Here is an 18135-nt window from a genome sequence, read left to right on the forward strand (position 1 = left end):
GATTTTGGGTTAGGGTTTGGGAGCGGAATCGAGTTTTTGGATATGCGCATTAAGCTCGGCAGCGGACCACGGATAGACACGGCCCTGATTCATGACCCGGACAGTACCCACCGTGCGACCCGTCACCGCAGGGGCCTGATTGCCCCACTCATTCCGAATATAGGTCAAAATCGCCGCAATGCTTCGGTCATCCAGAGTCGAATGAGCTGGCATTACGGGAAGAATCTCAGGAGCATCGTATTTCTTTCCGGCTACTTCTATCGGGCCTTCCAAACCATGAAGCATTATCAAACTGAGTCGGGTTTCATCGCCGAGCACCCACTCCGAACCCGCCAATGGTGGCCCCATGCGAGCGGCACCTTTCCCGTTGTTTCCATGGCAACCGGAACAGGAAGCGAGGTATTTTTGGCGGCCTTCGGCAAAAAGTTTGAGACCGTTTTCATCCAATGCAGAACCCGAATTCGCAACCAAAGCCGGCTTGAATCCTGGCCAAGTAAAAACACGCATCAGTATGGTTTTCCGGGTTTCATCCAAAGGCAAATCTGTTCTTGAAAGAAGTTTCGGTCGTGAGGAGAGTTTGACACTTCCGGATTCTTCGATATCTCCGGCTTTGATGGCCAAGGCATTGAGAATAAGCTGTTCTTTCCAGGTCAATTCAGGAAGATCTATCTTGGCGAGAAGACTTGAGATCTCTACCTCATCCCCTTTTTTCAGGATCGAAGCCGCCAACATCTCCAAGAAAATCTCCCGATTGGCGTCTTGGCTTTGCCAATTGGGATCATCCATCAGCGTTTGCAACAGGTTCCATTCCATCCCTCCCACACTGCTCATCACCGCATCCCGTATCAATGCTTGGCGACCGTATTTCTCCAAAACGGACTTGAGCACCTGAGTTTTGCTTTCCTCCGGGAGGACATACGTACTGAGTGCAAGTTGAAGCCCCAACACTTCCGAAGCTGAATTGGAAAGACGCTTCATCTCTTGGCTCAATTTTTCCAAAACTGCCCGATCCGAACTCGCCAGTGCTTCCAATTGACGTAGCGCAGTACTTTTCACCAGATCACTTGGATCCATCAAGGCGGCAAAAAGTACCTCCGGATTCATTTTCCCCATTCCTTCCAAAGCCCACAAGGCATGGAATTTCGCAAACTCGGAAACTTGGCTTTTAACCAAATTTTCCAAAAGAGAAATGGATGGTGGATCGGCTTTTTCGACCAACAGTCGCTGGGCCATATCCCGATACCAGCCGTCTGAATGGGAAAGAAAATCCACCAATTCCTCCACGCTTTTCTCCGAAAGCTTGGGAGACTTTTGGGAATCAAAACCCTTGGGTACCACTCTCCAAATCCTTCCCATGTGACCGGGGGAATCGAGCTTTCGCTCTAGCGTCTTTTCTCTCAAATATTCCGTCATATAGGCCCCGTGCTGTACGATGCCTTGGTACATGTCCACGATATAAAGCCCTCCATCAGGTCCGATTGTGCCATGAACCGGCCGGAATCGCTCGTCGGTCGAAGCCAAAAATTCTCTTCCGGGATTGGGATCAAAAGCTTCCACCAAAATTCCGTTTTCTTTGACCACATTTCGCTTCACCAGATTTCCGGCATTTTCCATCACGAAGACATTGCCGTGGTATTCCTTTGGAAAAAGATGGCTGCGATAAATCACCGGAGAACAAGCTGAAGTGAATTCCAAGAGTCGATTGGCAGAATCCAAAGTACCCGGTACGTAGCCTCGATTTACGGCCAAATTTGATCTAATCGGATATACACGTCGGTCAATTGTGTAGCCATGATCGATTCCGGTAGATGGCTTATGGTTTTTGTTTCTGGACAAATAATTCGCAGGAACCAGATCTCCATGGAGTTGAGACCAATTGTAGTTATAGATCAAGCGGCCTTTGTCATCTTGAGTAATGCCCCACTGTCCACGAAACTCAGTCGAATCCCGAACCCAAGTTCCCTTCACATTTCGATAGCGAAGCCGGGATTTGGCGCTGTAGTACCAGTTGTCGGCATTTCGAACAAAGCCATTGTCCGTGTGCTCTGGAAGACCATTGGCCGAGTAGGTAGAATCAACGAGGGTCTTCACATCTGCTATCCAATCTCCATCGGTATCTTCGGTCCACCATAGGACTCCGTTTTCCGCCAAAAGCGCTCCATTTTTGTGCAAACCCAGAGAGCGAGGCATGATCAGGGAATCCAAATAGACTGTTCTCTTGTCCATTTGTCCGTCACCGTCGGTATCTTCCAAAATAGCCACCGATCCCACTGGCAGCTTTTCCTCAGAGCCCTCCATATCGTTCATGTAGCCTCGCATCTCCAAAACCCACAGCCGGCCATCCGCATCAAATTGAATATGCACCGGCGCCTCCACCAAAGGCTCAGCGGCCACCAACTGAACTTCAAATCCGGGTTCGATCTGGAAAGTCCTCAATTCTTCCTCGGGTGACCGGGCCGGACTGTCGGGAGTCTCCGGGAGAGGTACCGGCTCCTTACAAGAAAATAGGGTCAACAAACCAACTGCACCAGTCCACAACGCACTTCGATACATACTTAACAGGTATTTTAGGGTTTGAGAGAAGGTTAACCAGTTTTGATTTTCCTTCAATAGGCAATTTCCAATTTGCTTTTTATTGATCTCAAATCCAATAGGAATTGATCAAAGACTGAAATTCAACTGTAATACGGTCAATTGACTTAGAAAAAAGAATCCATTCGTCTGACATCCCTACCTTTGTACAAAATCCAAACTATGAGTTTTGCCAATTTGGGACTTGCTCCTGCCCTACTTTCCGCTATTCAGCGAGCCAATTACGAGGCCCCCTATCCCATCCAAATCGAAGCCATTCCGGCTTTGCTTCAGGGAAAAGATTTGTTGGGTTTGGCACCCACGGGTTCAGGAAAGACGGCTGCCTATATCCTTCCCATCCTTCAGCAATTACTTTCAAAAGAAGCTCTGCGAGATCGTGCTGTGCCGGTTCTGGTAATTGTTCCTACCCGAGAATTGGCGGTGCAGGTAGCGGAAGTGGCGGAAAATTTCAGCCGTTTTTTGCCCAGAAGGATTAAATCTTTGGCAATTTTTGGTGGAGTGTCCATCAATCCTCAGATGATGAAACTTGGAGGAACGGAAATCCTCATTGCCACGCCTGGCCGCTTGATTGACTTGATGGGAAGAAATTCGGTGAACATTTCCCGAATTCAAACCCTGGTGATTGATGAAGCGGACAAGGTTTTGCAAATGGGCTTCCGGGAGGAAATGGAGCATATTTTGGAATATGTCCCCAAGAAAAAGCAGACGCTAATGTTTTCGGCAACTATGGATGGGGAAGTCGAAGAGTTGATCCAAAAACTGCTCAATGATCCTGTCCGAGTTCAGGTCGCAGCGGATGATTTCACGCCGGATCTGATCAAGCAAAGCGCCTATCGCGTCAGCCCCGAGACCAAAGGCCCATTCCTCCGCCAACTGATCCAATCGGGCGACTGGAAGCAGATTTTGATCTTTGCTTCCTCGATCCGAACGGCAGACAATGTGGTGGGAAAGCTGGTCAAAAACGGAATCGATGCGGTAGCCTTTCATGGAGATAAAAGTCAGGGAGCTCGCACCGAAGCTTTGGCTAAATTCAAATCAGGAAAAACAAGGGTTCTCGTAGCAACAGATTTGGCAGCCCGGGGAATCGACATTCAGGCTTTGCCTTTGGTGATCAATTATGAACTCCCCAGGTCACCCAAAGATTATATCCATCGAATCGGACGCACAGGCCGCGCGGGAATGGAAGGAGAAGCAATCTCCCTGATCACTCCCGAGGAAATGCATCATTTCAAAGTCATCCAAAAGAAAATGGGGAAATGGGTGAAGTTGATTCATGAGGAGGATTTTGGTAAAGCAGAGGAATAATTATTCCTCTATTTTATTCCTCAAAAAAGAACCAAATCAGTTCAATACTATTTCGACTTTTTCTGAATTTAAGTATCGTCCAAGACTGTCAGTCCGATCTAAGTCAGGGACAAGATTTTAGGAGGAGGTTTCTACTTCGTTCAACCAAACATCAATCTGCAATCATGCCAGAGAAATTTAGGTTTTAAAATTTCGAAATTCGCTGCTGTTTAGGCACTTAATGCTTCTTGGAGCTTTTTAGTCAAATTCAATACTTTTTCTTTGTTCTTTTGGCTTGACCCAAAAGAACCAAAAGGTCAAGACGCAGCAAAGCTCCAACCGCACAAGGCCGAACGCTGGCCCGCTGCTGCGTCTTCCCCCGCGCCCATCAACACCATGTTTAGTGATAAAAACATAGTTCAATTTGAATTTTGATGTACTCTTGGACAGAATAAACCTTCAAATTCCTATTAAAACTATCCCTGAATATTAAAAACGCAATTAGAAAACACTAATAGTCATTTCCTTCCTGACTCCCATTCCCCCATTCCTCCCAACTTTTACATAAACTCCCATACACTCCGATAAGCTTCTTTTTCCTCGAAATAGCGAAGCAATTCATCGAAAAAGGGATGTTGGGCTAAGGTGCTGCTGTCACCTATCAGAATAAGTTTTCGCTTGGCTCTCGTGATCGCTACGTTCATTCTTCGCTCATCGGCAAGAAACCCTATTTCTCCGCTTTCATTCGATCTCGTCAAAGAAATCAGCATCAGATCTCGCTCCTGCCCCTGAAATCCGTCCACCGTATCAATAGTGATGAGATCTGCAAAGGCTTTCAGATTTGGAAACTCGTAGGTCTCAAAGATTAGGTACCTTAAGTATCGCACCTGCGCAGAATACGGCGCAATCAGACCAATTGTCCATCCCTTTTCCTTAAACTGGCCAAAGCCAATCCGCTTGATGGTATCGTTCAGATAGCGGCATGCAAAGCGGGCTTCTTCTGGGTTAAAAGTACTCAGACTTTCCTCCTCAGTCTGATCCGTATAGCCCGAACCGGCAGTATCGATCCACTCCAGAACAGGTTCATCTGTAGAAAAAGCATGGCTTTTCGTATTTTCGGCAGCCTCTAGTTTTCCTTCGTAAAAATGCAGATTGGAAAATCCCATGATCGCCTCAGGCATTCGGTATTGCACTTGAAGCATCTGAGCCGTATTGGGTTGACGATGGATGATTTTTTCAAAAAGAGTGGTCGATAGGCCTTGCTTGGCTGCCTCGTATGACTTGATCGTGGGAGGAAGTTGACAATGATCCCCGGCAAAAACCACCTTTTTGGCTTTCAAAATGGGAATCCAAGTCGCCGCTTCCAATCCTTGCGCCGCTTCATCGATAAACACGAGGTCAAAAATCATCCCTCTCAAATGGTGAGAGGACGCCCCCACCAAGGTACTCGCAAAAACCTGCGTTCGCTGGTAAATATCCGTTCGGATGTAATCTTCCAAATGCTCGGCAGCTTCCCGAATTCGGGACACCTCCTGATACATCAACTTGCGCTGCGCACGTTCTTCTGGGCCAAAGTTCCGTTTGTATTGCTTTGCCAAGCGAAGGTAAGATTCGGTTTCTTTTCGGAGCTTTTTCAGATCCCGGTAGCTGTCGTGAAAGGCGATTTTGGCATCAAGGGTCTGATTGAGAATCTTCTCCTCCACTCGGGCCGGATGTCCAAGTCGAAGGGTAGAAATACCCCGATCGACCAATTTTTCCACCAACAGATCGACTGCAGCATTGCTGGGTGCAGTGACCAAAATCCGCTGATTTTGCTCCACGGCACGCTGAATCGCCGCGATTAAAGTCGTGGTCTTACCCGTACCCGGAGGGCCGTGCACGATGGCAAAGTCTTGGGCTGATTCAATTTTTTGGCAAGCGAGATTTTGAGAGAAGTTCAGACCTTCCAGCTCGAGTGTGGGTATTTCCTTGAATTTTGGATTTTTCTCTCCATAAGCGATATCCCGGAGTTCGGTGAGTCGGGAGTTATCCGGAGAAATGACTTTTTTCAAAGCCGATTCCATCTCCCGATAGCTTGCCTCATCAAAGAGCAAATCCACTCCCAATCGCCCCGAATCCATCCAATCAGGAACTTCATCGGCTTGCAAGGTGACGATCAATGTATCCTTTTTAGCCTGATTGACAACCCCGTTTACCCGAAACTCTGAGCCATGGTGTCCTTCCTGAGTCGAATAAAAAGTGACAGATTTCCCAGACCCAAATGCAGATGGATAGCTGCTATCGGTTCGTTCTACCTCGATGATTAGCCGCTCTCCCATGCCGATTTTTGTCTTTTTAAGAAGGATCGGATGCCAGGTAATTCCTTCTTTCTTTTTGTCTGCTACAGAGGTATTGAGAAACTTTTTCTTGTATTGAGCGAGATCTTCCTGCCACTCCAGTTTGAGAAGTTTCAGACCTTGCTTCAATTCTTCGAGGTAATTCGACATCAATCGGTATTTTAGGGTGCAAACTAAACAAAAGAAGAAGGGTTTTCCTTTTTTACATTCCTATGAATTTTCTCGCCCACGCTTATTTGTCTTTTGATCAGGAGGAGGTCCTAGTGGGAAACTTTGTAGCGGATTTTATCAAGGGAAAAGAACTTCAGCGATTTTCAACAGGAGTCCAAATCGGGATTTTGCTTCACCGGGAAATCGATACGTTTACCGACACCCATCCACTGGTGAAAGCCGCGCAAAGCTATTTTCGACCTAGATTTAGGCATTATTCCAGTGTGATTACAGACATTGTGTTTGATTATTTTTTGGCAAAAAACTGGACTACCTATTCCAAGCAAGATTTGGAGGTATTTGCACAGGAAACTTATGCGGTATTGAAAAAGGATGAAGGCAATCTTCCCGAATCTTTTCAGCACATGCTGCATTGGATGCAAAAGCAAAATTGGTTGTTTCACTACCGGGAGATTCCTGGAATCCAGCAAGCACTGAACGGACTGACGCGAAGAGCTACCTTTGATTCCAAAATGAATGAGGCAACGGAGATTTTACTGGAAAAAGAACAGGAATTAGAACTGATTTTTTTCGCTTTCTTCCAAGATTTGGAGACTTTTGCACGACAAAAACTCACCGAACTTACCCAAAACCATGGTCGTCATAAAACCTAAAATTTCCACTTACATTTCTCTCAGCTTCGTCCTGCTTATCCTTGTGACGGGTCTGGTGTTGATCTTAAGGGATTTTGCTTACAAAGGAAGTTTTGGACTTTGGTTTTATTTGATTGCATCTACACTGATTACTTTAGTTTTGCTAATGCTGTTGGTGAAAATGATGGCTGGCTGGCGATTTATTTCTGCAGGAAAAGAACACATTGTAATCAAACTCCCACTTCGGGGAAGTACAAAAGCTTACCCGGTTTCAGAAATTTTGGCTTGGGAGGAAGAAGTGGTGACTGCAAACAAGCGGGAGTTTCGGCAGGTGACCATTGCTTTTCAGGACAAGCAGTCCATTTCGATCTCCAATCACGAGCATGAGGCCTATACCGAGTTTGTCAACTACCTAAAAAAGAAAGCTCAAAAACAACAGATCAAAACGAAAAAAGCCTGATTGCTCAGGCTTTTTGTTTTATCGGGCAGTTCGGAAATTCTTATCATACATCTCCACACTTTCATTGATGATCCGCATGGCTTCTTCTTTTCCGAGGAAGTCTTCCACGATTACCTCCTTGTTTTCGAGCTTTTTGTAGTCTTCGAAGAATCGATGCACTTCTTTCATCAGGTGAGGAGGAAGTTCGTCGATATCGTTGATGTAGTTGACCGATTGGTCACCTGCAGCTACAGCGATAATTTTATCATCTGCCTCCCCACCATCAATCATCCGCATCACACCGATCACTTTGGCCTTTACCAAAGTCATGGATGGAATATCGATTTGGGAAATGATCAGAATATCCAGCGGGTCATGGTCCTCGCAGAAGGTCTGAGGGATAAATCCATAATTTGCAGGATAATGTACCGCTGAAAAGAGAACCCTGTCTAGCAGCAGCATTCCCGTTTTCTTATCCAATTCGTACTTTCCCTTACTTCCTTTTGGGATTTCGATTACGCCCATTACATACTCGGGAGCTTCCTTCCCGATATTGACGTCATGCCAAGGATTGATCATATTTTTTTGTCTTTGTGTTAAAAAATGGCTCAAAGCCGTCGCAAAGATACGAGGTAGGGCGAACTTGTCTCTTGAAAATTTATCTTAATTCATGCTTGGTAAGACAACCGTCACCGTCGTGCCCTCATGTATCTGAGACTCAAGGTGAATTTTTCCGCCCATTTGCTCCACTGCTTCCTTGACCATGTAAAGCCCCAATCCAGTCCCCACATTTCGCTGAGTAGCGCGGGAAAAAAGGTTAAAAACCTCTTCCCGGTGACGTTCTTCAATACCAATCCCATTGTCTTCCAAGACTAGGACTGCCTGATTATCATACACCTCGACGGTCAGACTGATTCTTTTTTGACCCGAAGTGTTTTTTTGAAACTGTACCGCATTGCTGAATAGATTATTGAGAATAACTCTCAATTTGGCCTCGTCCGAGAAAAATGAATCTCTTTGGTTGACCTGTACTTCCACATGGAAACTTGTCAGGTCAAATTTTTCCCTGTACGCAATCATTTGCTGATTAACTACATCATTGAAATGGATTTCTGTCACTTTGTGGTCGATTTTGGTCGAGCGATAGAAATCCAGCATTTTGTAGATGAAGTCATCGAGTTTTCCGGTCGCAGAATCGATCATATCAAAATACTCCAAAACATTGGGGTCAGAAACCTCCATTTTGGCGAGTTTGGATACGCCGGAGATACTCATCAAAGGCCCCCTCAATTCATGAGATAAGCTGTAGACAAACTGGTTCATCTCCGAGTGAAGTTTTTTGAGTTTAAGATTCTTCTCTTTAAGCTCTCTCCTCATAAAAAAAATGTCCGCAGCATTTTTGATGGAATTTTTGATCTGCTCAATATTCCAAGGCTTGTCAATAAAGCGATAGACCTCACCTTTATTGATCGCATCGATTACACTTGCAATATCTGAATAACCGGTCAACAAAATCCTGATAGGGTCGGGGTTAAATTTGACCAACTGTTCAAAGAACTCCGTTCCAGTCATTCCTGGCATTCGCTGATCCGCAATGACCACGTGGACCTCTTCTTCCTGTGCAATTTTGAGACCCTCTTCCCCATCGATTGCGGTAAAAATCTTAAAATCTTTTCTCAAAGAAGCCCTGAAGGACTTCAGGTTGTTGTCCTCATCATCAATGTAGAGTACATGAATTTTATTTTCAATCATACTTTGGGGCGTTTTGATAAACAGGAAGTGAAATTATAAAAGTTGTACCCTGACCTTCCTCTGTCAAAACCTCCAGAGTACCCTTGTGATTTTCAATAATAGAATAAACTATGGAAAGCCCCAAACCTGTACCTTTCCCTACCGCTTTCGTGGTAAAGAAAGGTTCGAAAATACGCTGCTTTACATGCTCGGGCATTCCCGGTCCATTGTCCTCAATTTCGATTTTGACATAATCCCCCAAGGATTTGGTTCGGATGGTAATGACCGGATCTGGTATTTTCTCCATATGATCCGATAGGGCATGCACTGCGTTGTTGATGATATTCATAAAGACCTGATTGATCTTGCCCGCAAGGCATTCGACCATTGGAAGTTCTCCAAATTCACGAATAATCCGGATTTTACCGGGAATCGAACTGTTTAGCAAAATGATCGTGCTGTTGATGCCATCATGCAGATCTACTTTTTTGACGTCCTGTTCATCCACACGGGAAAATAACCTAAGTCCTTTGACGATTTCCACGGTACGCTTGGCTCCGTCTTCCATTCCTTTGAGTAATTGGTCTACTTCTTCAAGGACATAATCCAATTCGAGATCTTCTTCAAGCCTTTTTGCTTCTTTCTTGGTATCGGGTGTGAATTCCTTTTCACCGGACTCACGATAAAAATCTATCACTTCCATGATGTCTTTGATATCCCGCTTCAATGGAGTGATATTGGAACTGACAAAGTTGATCGGGTTATTGATTTCATGGGCTATACCGGCTGTAAGCTGACCCAAGGAGGCCATTTTTTCCTGATTGACAAGTTGACTTTGCGTATTTTGGAGATTTCTAAGGGCTTGCTCCAACTCATCAGTCCTTAGTCTTACTTTCTCCTCCAAAAGGGTGTTCTGCTCACGGATCAGTTCTTCGTTTTGTCTTAAAACCTTTAGTTTCTCTGCTTGCTCGATCTCCTTTTCCTTCTTAAGAATATTGATCTTATCTGCCAAAGCAAATGAAAGCAAAAGTGCCTCGAAAATAGACCCAATTGTGAAAATGTAATTTGTAAGGAAATTATGAGGCAGGATGTTCAAATCGCTCAGCAAAAAAATGACCATGCTGCAGATCAGCAAAAACCAAGAAAATAAAAAGAACTTAGCCGGTCGATATCCTTTACGTAGACTGTAGATGGAGATAGAAAGCAAGAATACAGGAACAATCCCTAAGAATATCTGCAACAATCTGATTTTCAATTGGCCTATCCCAAAATCAACCAAAAAAGCAATAAGTATAAAAATATAAACGCTAATAATCCCCAATCCTATCTTATGTATTTTGGGGTTGAATTTTTTAATATTTAGAAACTTGATTGAATAATAAATCCCGACAATATTTACCATCACAGTACTCAGGTAAAAGCTATATTCATTAAGAAATCTATTATTAGGAAACAATAACGCATCAATATACCCCCCCAAAATCCCTTGAGTCAATCCGACAAAAAAGATATAGGCTATATAAAGTCCATAAAGATTATCCTTAGTAGAAACCCATAGAAATAGATTATAAATAAACATTGCGAGGATAATCCCAAAATAAATCCCAAAGAAAAGATTCCGCTCATGAATAGTCCAACTTTCACTTTGGTCATCTATCAGGTAAAAAGGCACATTGTTGTTACCGTAGCTGTTTACTTTAACATAGTAAGTATCCTCACCATTCTGAGGTAATCTATACCTGTTAAAAAATTTCGCAGGCTCCTCCCAATCAAAATTTATCCTTCCCAACTCTTTTAATAAAAGACCTTTTGAGGAATAAATTTGAATTTCATTGAGCATTGGGTTGCTGATTTCTAAAAATAAATTTTGTTTTGATTTATACTCCGGATTTACAATCAGCTTAATCCAAAAACTATGATCCGCATATCCTAAGCCCAAAAAACTTGATTCTGACTGAACAAATTGATCATTTTCCATCATTAACACCCTCGAAACATCACCATTCAGATCAACATCAGTAGTCCATCCTACAAAGGAAAAACCATCAGCCCCTTTTTCACTACAGGAAGTAGCCAGAACAATAATGAGGGTTAAAAAAAGATATATTTTTTTCATTCTATATAGGAAGTATATTCAAGTTTAACTTCTCTACCTCTATAATCTTCATTGATAAGAAGCCTTTTATTTTCTCTTATTTTAAAAATAGACTCTCTATGTTCTTCAGATGTTAAGGGTAGGTTTACGGCATCATGAAGTTTCATGGCGGTAGCTATCAAATCCAACTTGGGATAATAAAATGTTCCATTGTTACCTACCTGAGTTAGAATCTCATACCCCATCATCAATCCCAACTTAACCGTTGTCGGGGCAAATAACGCATAAAGAGAATTAAGTCCAAGTTTGGGAGTTAACGCCAGACAAGCTTTTGACATGAAAATTGCACCTATTCCCAAACCTGTAATTTGCCTTGAATTCCATAGACCACAAACCTCTCCAGTGCCTGCATCCAAGTCTTTATTGATTACATCCTTTATACTTTTGTCCAAACCTTCAATCGCCTCAACCATGGGTAAAGGAAACTCCCTATTTGCTTTATGAATTCTAGCCCCTCCGTACACTTTACCATCTTCATCTGACTCTACTATTACCACTATCACATCGGGATTTTTTACCCAATCTTCCTTAGCTGAGGTTACTTTTTTCACTCCTATACTTTCCAGAACCTGTCTATGCCCTTCTATAAACTTAGCGCAGCGCTCCGGATCATTTATTGCCTTAAAAGCAATCAACTTAAACATCAATCAAGGAATTTAAGGGTATCAGAAACCTCTCTTCGGTATGCACGCATACTCGGACCATCGGCAAAGTTTAATCTAAACATAAAAATTTCCTGGAATTTCTGCTCTTTGTTGAAAAGAAAATCCAAAGACTCCTTGAGTTGTAGAATGGTTTTTTCTTCCTCTAAAGTAAACCCGTGATTTTTTTCCCTTAAAACCTGATGAAAAATGAACAGGGAAGCGGTCACAGGCTGAAAACTTAATCCCTGCTGATTTGCCCAAATCCATATTCGCTGAAGTACCTTGCCCGCCTCTAAAAATGATTGTGGACTATAGGAGGTTGCTCCCAATACAAACATAGCAGATGCAGTGGTGATCGTGTCTTTTGAGATCTTGGTCAACCCATACCCCATCAAAAATTTCCTAAAAAACTTCACTGTAGCAGGATCCCGCAAAAGCCCCATCGCCGCCCGTTCAGTACCTGACAATTCTAAAGTGGCAATATCAATACCGTCTCTCGTTTCTTTGGCTTCCCGGTCATTCCAACGGACTTCTTTAATAAAATCCACCAATCCTTGATGGTGAAATAACCGCATCCGATCCATTCCGCCAACAATAGCCGCCAATTGATCTAGTTTAGCCTGGTCATCGATGTGTTTCAAAATCAAATCTGAGCCCGAAAGCATTTCTTGGATATCAGAAAAATGTTCAGGGCTAAGCAACCTTCTTTTGGCATTTTTCCTGTTGGTGCATCGCATTCCTATCCCCTCTGTCAATTCTGAAAATGGTACAGGAATCGAATGTGGGACCTTGGATAAAAAACGGATACTCGCGATCAAATTTTCTCCGAAAGAATTAATTTGAAAAGCTTCTTCAGTTTCAATTCCCAGTGCAGCTGATTTTAGTCGAAGATTTTCCAAGGCTGCACCAAACGAAATTAGGGAACCAGTGCCTTTGTAATCCAAAAGAGAATGACTTCTGGCTTGGTCATGAAACAAATGGAGAACACCTTTTCTGTCATAAACCCACATCCAGGGTTGCATATTTCCTCCAGAAGGTGCCATGTTTGCTGCCTCTACCATTTCCATAAGCTCGGACTTAGAAGGAAAGTAACTCGATGGCATCACTCCATTGGGAATGAGCAATCCATCTTCCAATTGAAAAGCAGGGCTTATATCCAGCCTGAACTCCTCGGATTCTGCCGGTATCAATTCATCCAGATCTACATAGTATCTGCCTGACTGAATCAATTCTCCCAATAATAATTTTCTTCCCACATGGGCTACTGAAGCACCTCCCAAAAATACCCCGGAAGCTAATTGGGGCCACGAAGTTATCGATTGACCTACCTCCAGCAAGGAGGCTTTCATTCGTGGAGAAAGTGTGTCTAGTCCGGTAATTTTCAAACCGAAGGCAATTCTTTGGGTATTACTGAGGTTTTTGAGGGTTTGGATATCTACCTCTCCAAGGTAACCATGAAAAATCGGTCTATTTTCCTCCAGATCAAATCGTTCTACATCAAGCATTCCACGGTCTGAGGTATCCATCATTACCGGAACCCTATTTTCACGGGATTTTTCCCTTAGCAGAATCTTGATGTCAAAACTATCGCATTCATCAATCAACAAATCTAATTTTCCGCCTTCATGAATAAAGGCATCGACGTTATACTCATTTATTCCCTCTCTGAATAGAGTTAGTTTTAGGAAAGGATCTATTTCTGAGATTTCCCTTGCTGCTATCACCAACTTCTCCATGCCTAAACTTGTCACTCCGGCTTTGATACGATTGAGATTGCTCAGCTCAAGTGTATCAAAGTCGGCTAGCCTCATCTCCCCACAACTTCTTTCCAATGCCATGGCCAACGCGACACTTTGTCCTACTGATAGACCTACAATCCCTACTATTTTCTTGGACAGTTCTTCCTGTTCCGAAGGAGTGATTTTATAGTTGTTTCGGAGTGTTCGCACCCGGATAAATTCTTTTTCCGGTAATAGGTGCACTAAGGTGTATTTCCAGGGATAATAGACCCAACATCCGTATTTATCCGAATCCTTATTTTCAAAAAATTTAGCCGTCATCTCCTGCAATTGAGCTTTGGACAACTGTTCCTCAGGATGATTTCCTTTAATGAGATCTTCCACCTGGGAATGAATCGTATCACTCACTGTGACTTGGGGATTGGACCTGAGATCAAGGATACGTCCCCAATCATTGGGATGATCAGGATCAAGAATATATGGCAAAATCTGATCTTTGAGATCAAATTTTTCGGAAAGAATCATAAGGTTTCGCGGGGTGAAAAGCCTTGTAAAGATAAATTATTCGGAATTAAGTCAAATTTTTTAGTAATCAAAAAGCATGTTTTAATAAATTAATTGACATGGCCTAAAAAACTTCGGCTCAAACTTGATATTTGTGAATTCAATCCAAAATAAGTTATTTGTAGGATATTTCGAATTGAAAGATGGACACAAAACCCGAAGATAAAATCAGGATCCTTTATGTAGACGACGAGGAGAACAATCTTCAGGCCTTCAAGGCGACTTTTAGAAGAGATTATAAAATCTTATTGGCCATTTCTGCCAAGGAAGGGGTTGAAATCCTGAAAAATGAGGAAGTGGACATCATCATTACAGATCAACGAATGCCAGAAAAAACGGGGGTGGAGTTTCTGGAAAGCATCATACCCGTGTACCCAAAGCCAATCCGAATCCTCCTCACTGGTTACACCGACATTCAGGCAGTCATCGATGCAATCAACAAAGGCCAAGTATACCACTACCTTACCAAACCTTGGGAAGAAGATTACCTGAGAACAGTTATCAAAAATGCTTTTGAAATCTATTCACTCAGAAGGGAGAACGAAAGACTTACCGAAGCACTCCTGAAGGCCAATGAACAGTTGGAGTTTCTTCTGAGACAAAACCTTCTCTCCTAATCAATAGCGGGCTGCCAGCAAAAGTTGAAGTTCCTTATGATTTAAACCGAATTTTTTTGCCAAAAACGCATTGGTCAGACTTCCCCGGTAAGTGTACACTCCCCGCAAAAACCATTTGTAGGTAAAGATCATCTCTTCAGCCCCACCCAAGTCATTCATTTGCAAAATAATGGGAGTAAAAATATTACTCAGCGAATAGGAAGCTGTCCGAGCTACCCGGGATGCGATGTTTGGAACACAATAGTGGATAATATCATGAACCTTATAAACAGGATCATCATGGGTAGTCATTCGGGCGGTCTCTATGCAACCACCCTGGTCGATCCCTACATCGATAATGATACTGCCATGAATCATATTGGCGACCATTTCTTCCGTCACGACGATTTTGTTTCTGCCCTTTTCAGCACGAAGGGCCCCGATTACCACATCGGCTTCAGCCAAAGCCTGGGAAAGACTGTAATTATCAATGGTTGAGGTATAAATCTGTTGACCGAGAAGCTGTTTGATCCTCCTCAGCTTGTAGATGTGATTATCAAAAACCTTAATGCTTGCACCCAAGCCCAATGCTGTTCTGGCAGCATATTCGGCTACAGTACCCGCTCCGATAATTACTACCTGCGTAGGGGGGACGCCGGTAATTCCACCCAAAATCAAGCCTTTTCCGGCATTGACACTGGACAAATATTCTGCTGCGATCAACATAACGGTGCTGCCGGCAATCTCAGCCATGGCACGCACTACTGGCATTCCTCCTACTTTATCCTCCAAATATTCAAAGGCAACTGCGGTGATTTTCTTTTCATTGAGTGCCTGAATAAACTCAGGAGTTTGTTTTTCCATTTGGAGGGCTGAAATCAGGCATGCCCCATTTGACATCATATTGATCTCTTCCAAGGTAGGTGCATCTACTTTCAGAACTACGTCTGCGGAAAAAACCTCTTTCTTTGAGTAAACTATTTTAGCCCCTGCATCTGAATAATCCTGGTCCTTGAATTTGGCCTGCTCTCCGGCACCTGACTCGACCATCACTTCTATATCATTGTTGCTCAATAGACCTACTGCTTCCGGGGTCAGCACCACTCGCTTTTCCTGAGTAGAAGATTCTTTGGGCAAGCCAATGTGCAAAGGTTTACTTCCTTTCTTTACCAAGGATGGAGATTCTTTGGGCATCAATCCGACAGAGGTCAGTCCTGAAAGTTCAGTGGGCATTTTGGGAATGTTGAAGGGTAAGAGTTCTGCCTGTAGCAGAAGTTGAATCAATCGAAATTAGAAAAAAATCATCGGGAAGAAACTGTGCGACACGCTCAGCCCATTCCAACCAGCAAATTTTTCCACTATAAAAATACTCTTCTATTCCAATATCCAAAGCTTCTTTGGGATCTTCCAAACGATAAAAATCAAAATGAAAAATCTGCTCCCCCTCTTCGGTCTGGTATTCATTGACTATGCCAAATGTGGGACTGCTTACCGGATCCACGACCGACATAGCCTTGGCTATAGTCTTAATCAAGGTCGTTTTTCCCGCTCCCATTTGGCCTTTAAACACCCAAATCTTCTGATCAGCAGCAGCCCCGATTACTTTTTGCGCTACCTGATCTATATCTTCTAACTGGTAAGAAATTGTCAACAAGTTACTTCATCGTTTTGCTTTCAAATGTACGATTGGAACGATCATTTCCTCCAAAGAAATTCCTCCATGCTGGAAAGTATCTTTGTAGTAGTTGACATAATAATTGTAATTGTTGGGATAGGCAAAGAAATAATCCTCCACGGCAAAGACATATGACGTAGAAACATTTAGCCTGGGAAGCTTGGCGTCCTCAGGCCTTCGGATTTCGAAAACTTTTCCGGGTTCGAAATTCAGGTTCTTCCCTTGTTTGTATCGAAGATTAGTCGTCACATTTTTGTCGCCGATTATCCGATAGGGTTTGTTGACTTTTTTGGTACCATGGTCCGTAGTCAGAATCACCTCTCCTCCCGCGTGTTGAATCTTTTTCAATAATTCAAAGAGTGAGGAATGTTCAAACCAACTTCGGGTCAGTGAACGATAGGCAGATTCGTCCGGAGCTAGTTCGCGGATCATTTTCATATCTGTCCTGGCATGGGACACCATATCCACAAAATTGTATACCAAGACATTGAATTCGTTTTGAAGAAGATTGTTAAACTGATCGACAATGGTCCTGCCTTGCTGGGTTTGAAGGATTTTATGGTAAGAAAACTTCACCGGGAGTCTGTTTTTCTCCAAATTGATCCGTATCCAGTCTTCTTCAAAATTATTTTTTCCTTCATCAGAGTCCTCATCTTCCCAAAATTGGGGGTAAAACTTGGCCATATCGGCTGGCATCATCCCTGAAAACAAAGCATTCCTGGCGAAAGCAGTCGTTGTGGGAAGGATACTGTAATAGGAGGTTTTTTCCTCCACTTGAAAATAGGGATTGATAAGCGATTCTATCTCTTCCCATTGATCCAAGCGGAGATTATCAATGACAATAAAAAACAGGGGTTTTTTCTTTCGCAAAACCGGAAAAACTTTTTCCTTCATTACCTGGTAAGAAAGGAGAGGCCTCTCCGGATTGGATTCAGCCATCCAGTCCAGGTAATTGTCTTTGATAAATTTGGCAAATGAAGCATTTGCCTCGGTTTTCTGAGTTTCCAAGACCTCAAGCATGCTTTTGTTTTCGGTCGCGTCTATCTGCAGCTCCCAAAAAGTCAATTTCCGATAGAGGTCTGCCCAGTCTTGATGGGTTTGGGCATCACCTAAGGCATAGCTGATCTGCATGAATTCCTGTTGGTAACTCTGGGCAGTTTTGGTGTCGATCAATTGCTTGTTTTGAAGAATTTTCTTCACCGAAAGCCAAATTTGACTGGGATTGAGCGGCTTGATCAGGTAGTCGGCAATTTTCCCTCCGATGGCATCATCCATGATGTGCTCCTCTTCACTTTTGGTGATCATGACCACCGGGATTTGGGGCTTGATTTGTTTGATTTGCTGGAGCGTTTCCAGTCCGGTCATTCCCGGCATCATCTCATCCAAAAACACCACATCAAAGTTTTTTTCTTCCACCTCTTCGATGGCATCCACCCCCGAATTGACTGTTGTAATCTCACACCCTTTTTCGCTAAGGAAAAGAATATGTGGTTTAAGCAGATCAATTTCATCATCCGCCCAAAGAATATGGAATTTTTGAGACATGTCAGTTTACTTTTCTTCTAAAATTATAATTA

The 18135-nt window shown here is 43.2% G+C and carries 14 protein-coding genes; 4 read left to right on the plus strand and 10 right to left on the minus strand.

What is annotated here, in order from left to right; all coding sequences use genetic code 11:
- Positions 1–9: 9 nt before the first annotated feature.
- A complete protein-coding gene (locus CLV31_RS16430; protein ID WP_111394022.1) occupies positions 10–2553 on the minus strand; it encodes a DUF7133 domain-containing protein in 2544 nt (847 codons plus the stop codon).
- A gap of 201 nt (positions 2554–2754) precedes the next feature.
- Between CLV31_RS16430 and CLV31_RS16435 the strand changes: the two genes are divergently transcribed.
- Positions 2755–3897, plus strand: a complete 1143-nt coding sequence (locus CLV31_RS16435) for a DEAD/DEAH box helicase (protein ID WP_111394024.1) — start codon at positions 2755–2757, stop codon at positions 3895–3897.
- A gap of 539 nt (positions 3898–4436) precedes the next feature.
- Here the strand turns inward: CLV31_RS16435 and CLV31_RS16440 are convergent.
- Positions 4437–6362, minus strand: coding sequence for an AAA domain-containing protein (locus CLV31_RS16440; RefSeq protein WP_111394026.1), 1926 nt, complete (start codon positions 6360–6362; stop codon positions 4437–4439).
- Positions 6363–6424: 62 nt separating this feature from the next.
- Here CLV31_RS16440 and CLV31_RS16445 point away from each other — a divergent pair, with 62 nt between their 5' ends.
- Both CLV31_RS16445 and CLV31_RS16450 read left to right on the plus strand, forming a co-directional pair.
- Positions 6425–7036, plus strand: coding sequence for an acyl carrier protein phosphodiesterase (locus CLV31_RS16445; protein ID WP_111394028.1), 612 nt, complete (start codon positions 6425–6427; stop codon positions 7034–7036).
- A complete protein-coding gene (locus CLV31_RS16450) occupies positions 7017–7475 on the plus strand; it encodes a hypothetical protein (protein ID WP_111394030.1) in 459 nt (152 codons plus the stop codon). Before CLV31_RS16445 ends, CLV31_RS16450 begins: the two co-directional genes overlap by 20 nt.
- An 18-nt stretch (positions 7476–7493) precedes the next feature.
- Here the strand turns inward: CLV31_RS16450 and CLV31_RS16455 are convergent, their stop codons facing one another.
- The 5 genes from CLV31_RS16455 to CLV31_RS16475 form a co-directional block, all read right to left on the minus strand.
- Complete coding sequence (locus CLV31_RS16455) at positions 7494–8033, minus strand: inorganic diphosphatase (protein WP_111394033.1); 540 nt, start codon at positions 8031–8033, stop codon at positions 7494–7496.
- A gap of 84 nt (positions 8034–8117) precedes the next feature.
- Positions 8118–9203, minus strand: coding sequence for a hybrid sensor histidine kinase/response regulator (locus CLV31_RS16460; protein ID WP_111394099.1), 1086 nt, complete (start codon positions 9201–9203; stop codon positions 8118–8120).
- Complete coding sequence (locus CLV31_RS16465; RefSeq protein WP_317048785.1) at positions 9199–11301, minus strand: sensor histidine kinase; 2103 nt, start codon at positions 11299–11301, stop codon at positions 9199–9201. Before CLV31_RS16465 ends, CLV31_RS16460 begins: the two co-directional genes overlap by 5 nt.
- Entirely contained in the window at positions 11298–11984 is a 687-nt protein-coding gene (locus CLV31_RS16470) for a hypothetical protein (RefSeq protein ID WP_111394035.1), read from the minus strand. The genes CLV31_RS16465 and CLV31_RS16470 overlap by 4 nt, the downstream gene beginning before the upstream one ends.
- Complete coding sequence (locus CLV31_RS16475) at positions 11984–14248, minus strand: Rv1355c family protein (protein WP_111394037.1); 2265 nt, start codon at positions 14246–14248, stop codon at positions 11984–11986. The genes CLV31_RS16470 and CLV31_RS16475 overlap by 1 nt, the downstream gene beginning before the upstream one ends.
- Before the next feature lie 182 nt (positions 14249–14430).
- On the opposite strand from CLV31_RS16475, the gene CLV31_RS16480 reads away from it, so the two are divergent.
- On the plus strand, positions 14431–14904 hold the full coding sequence (locus tag CLV31_RS16480; RefSeq protein WP_111394039.1) for a response regulator: 474 nt from the start codon (positions 14431–14433) through the stop codon (positions 14902–14904).
- Here the strand turns inward: CLV31_RS16480 and CLV31_RS16485 are convergent, their stop codons facing one another.
- The 3 genes from CLV31_RS16485 to porX are packed head-to-tail and all read right to left on the minus strand — an operon-like array spanning position 14905 to position 18103.
- The gene (locus CLV31_RS16485; RefSeq protein ID WP_111394040.1) at positions 14905–16116 is read right to left on the minus strand and encodes an alanine dehydrogenase; all 1212 of its coding nucleotides are present in this window, start codon (positions 16114–16116) and stop codon (positions 14905–14907) included. It abuts the gene before it with no gap.
- The gene (gene tsaE, locus CLV31_RS16490) at positions 16106–16537 is read right to left on the minus strand and encodes a tRNA (adenosine(37)-N6)-threonylcarbamoyltransferase complex ATPase subunit type 1 TsaE (protein ID WP_111394042.1); all 432 of its coding nucleotides are present in this window, start codon (positions 16535–16537) and stop codon (positions 16106–16108) included. The genes CLV31_RS16485 and tsaE overlap by 11 nt, the downstream gene beginning before the upstream one ends.
- Positions 16538–16543: 6 nt before the next feature.
- Positions 16544–18103, minus strand: a complete 1560-nt coding sequence (gene porX, locus CLV31_RS16495) for a T9SS response regulator signal transducer PorX (RefSeq protein ID WP_111394044.1) — start codon at positions 18101–18103, stop codon at positions 16544–16546.
- Positions 18104–18135 lie beyond the last annotated feature (32 nt).

Source organism: Algoriphagus aquaeductus (assembly GCF_003253485.1).
Classification (GTDB): domain Bacteria; phylum Bacteroidota; class Bacteroidia; order Cytophagales; family Cyclobacteriaceae; genus Algoriphagus; species Algoriphagus aquaeductus.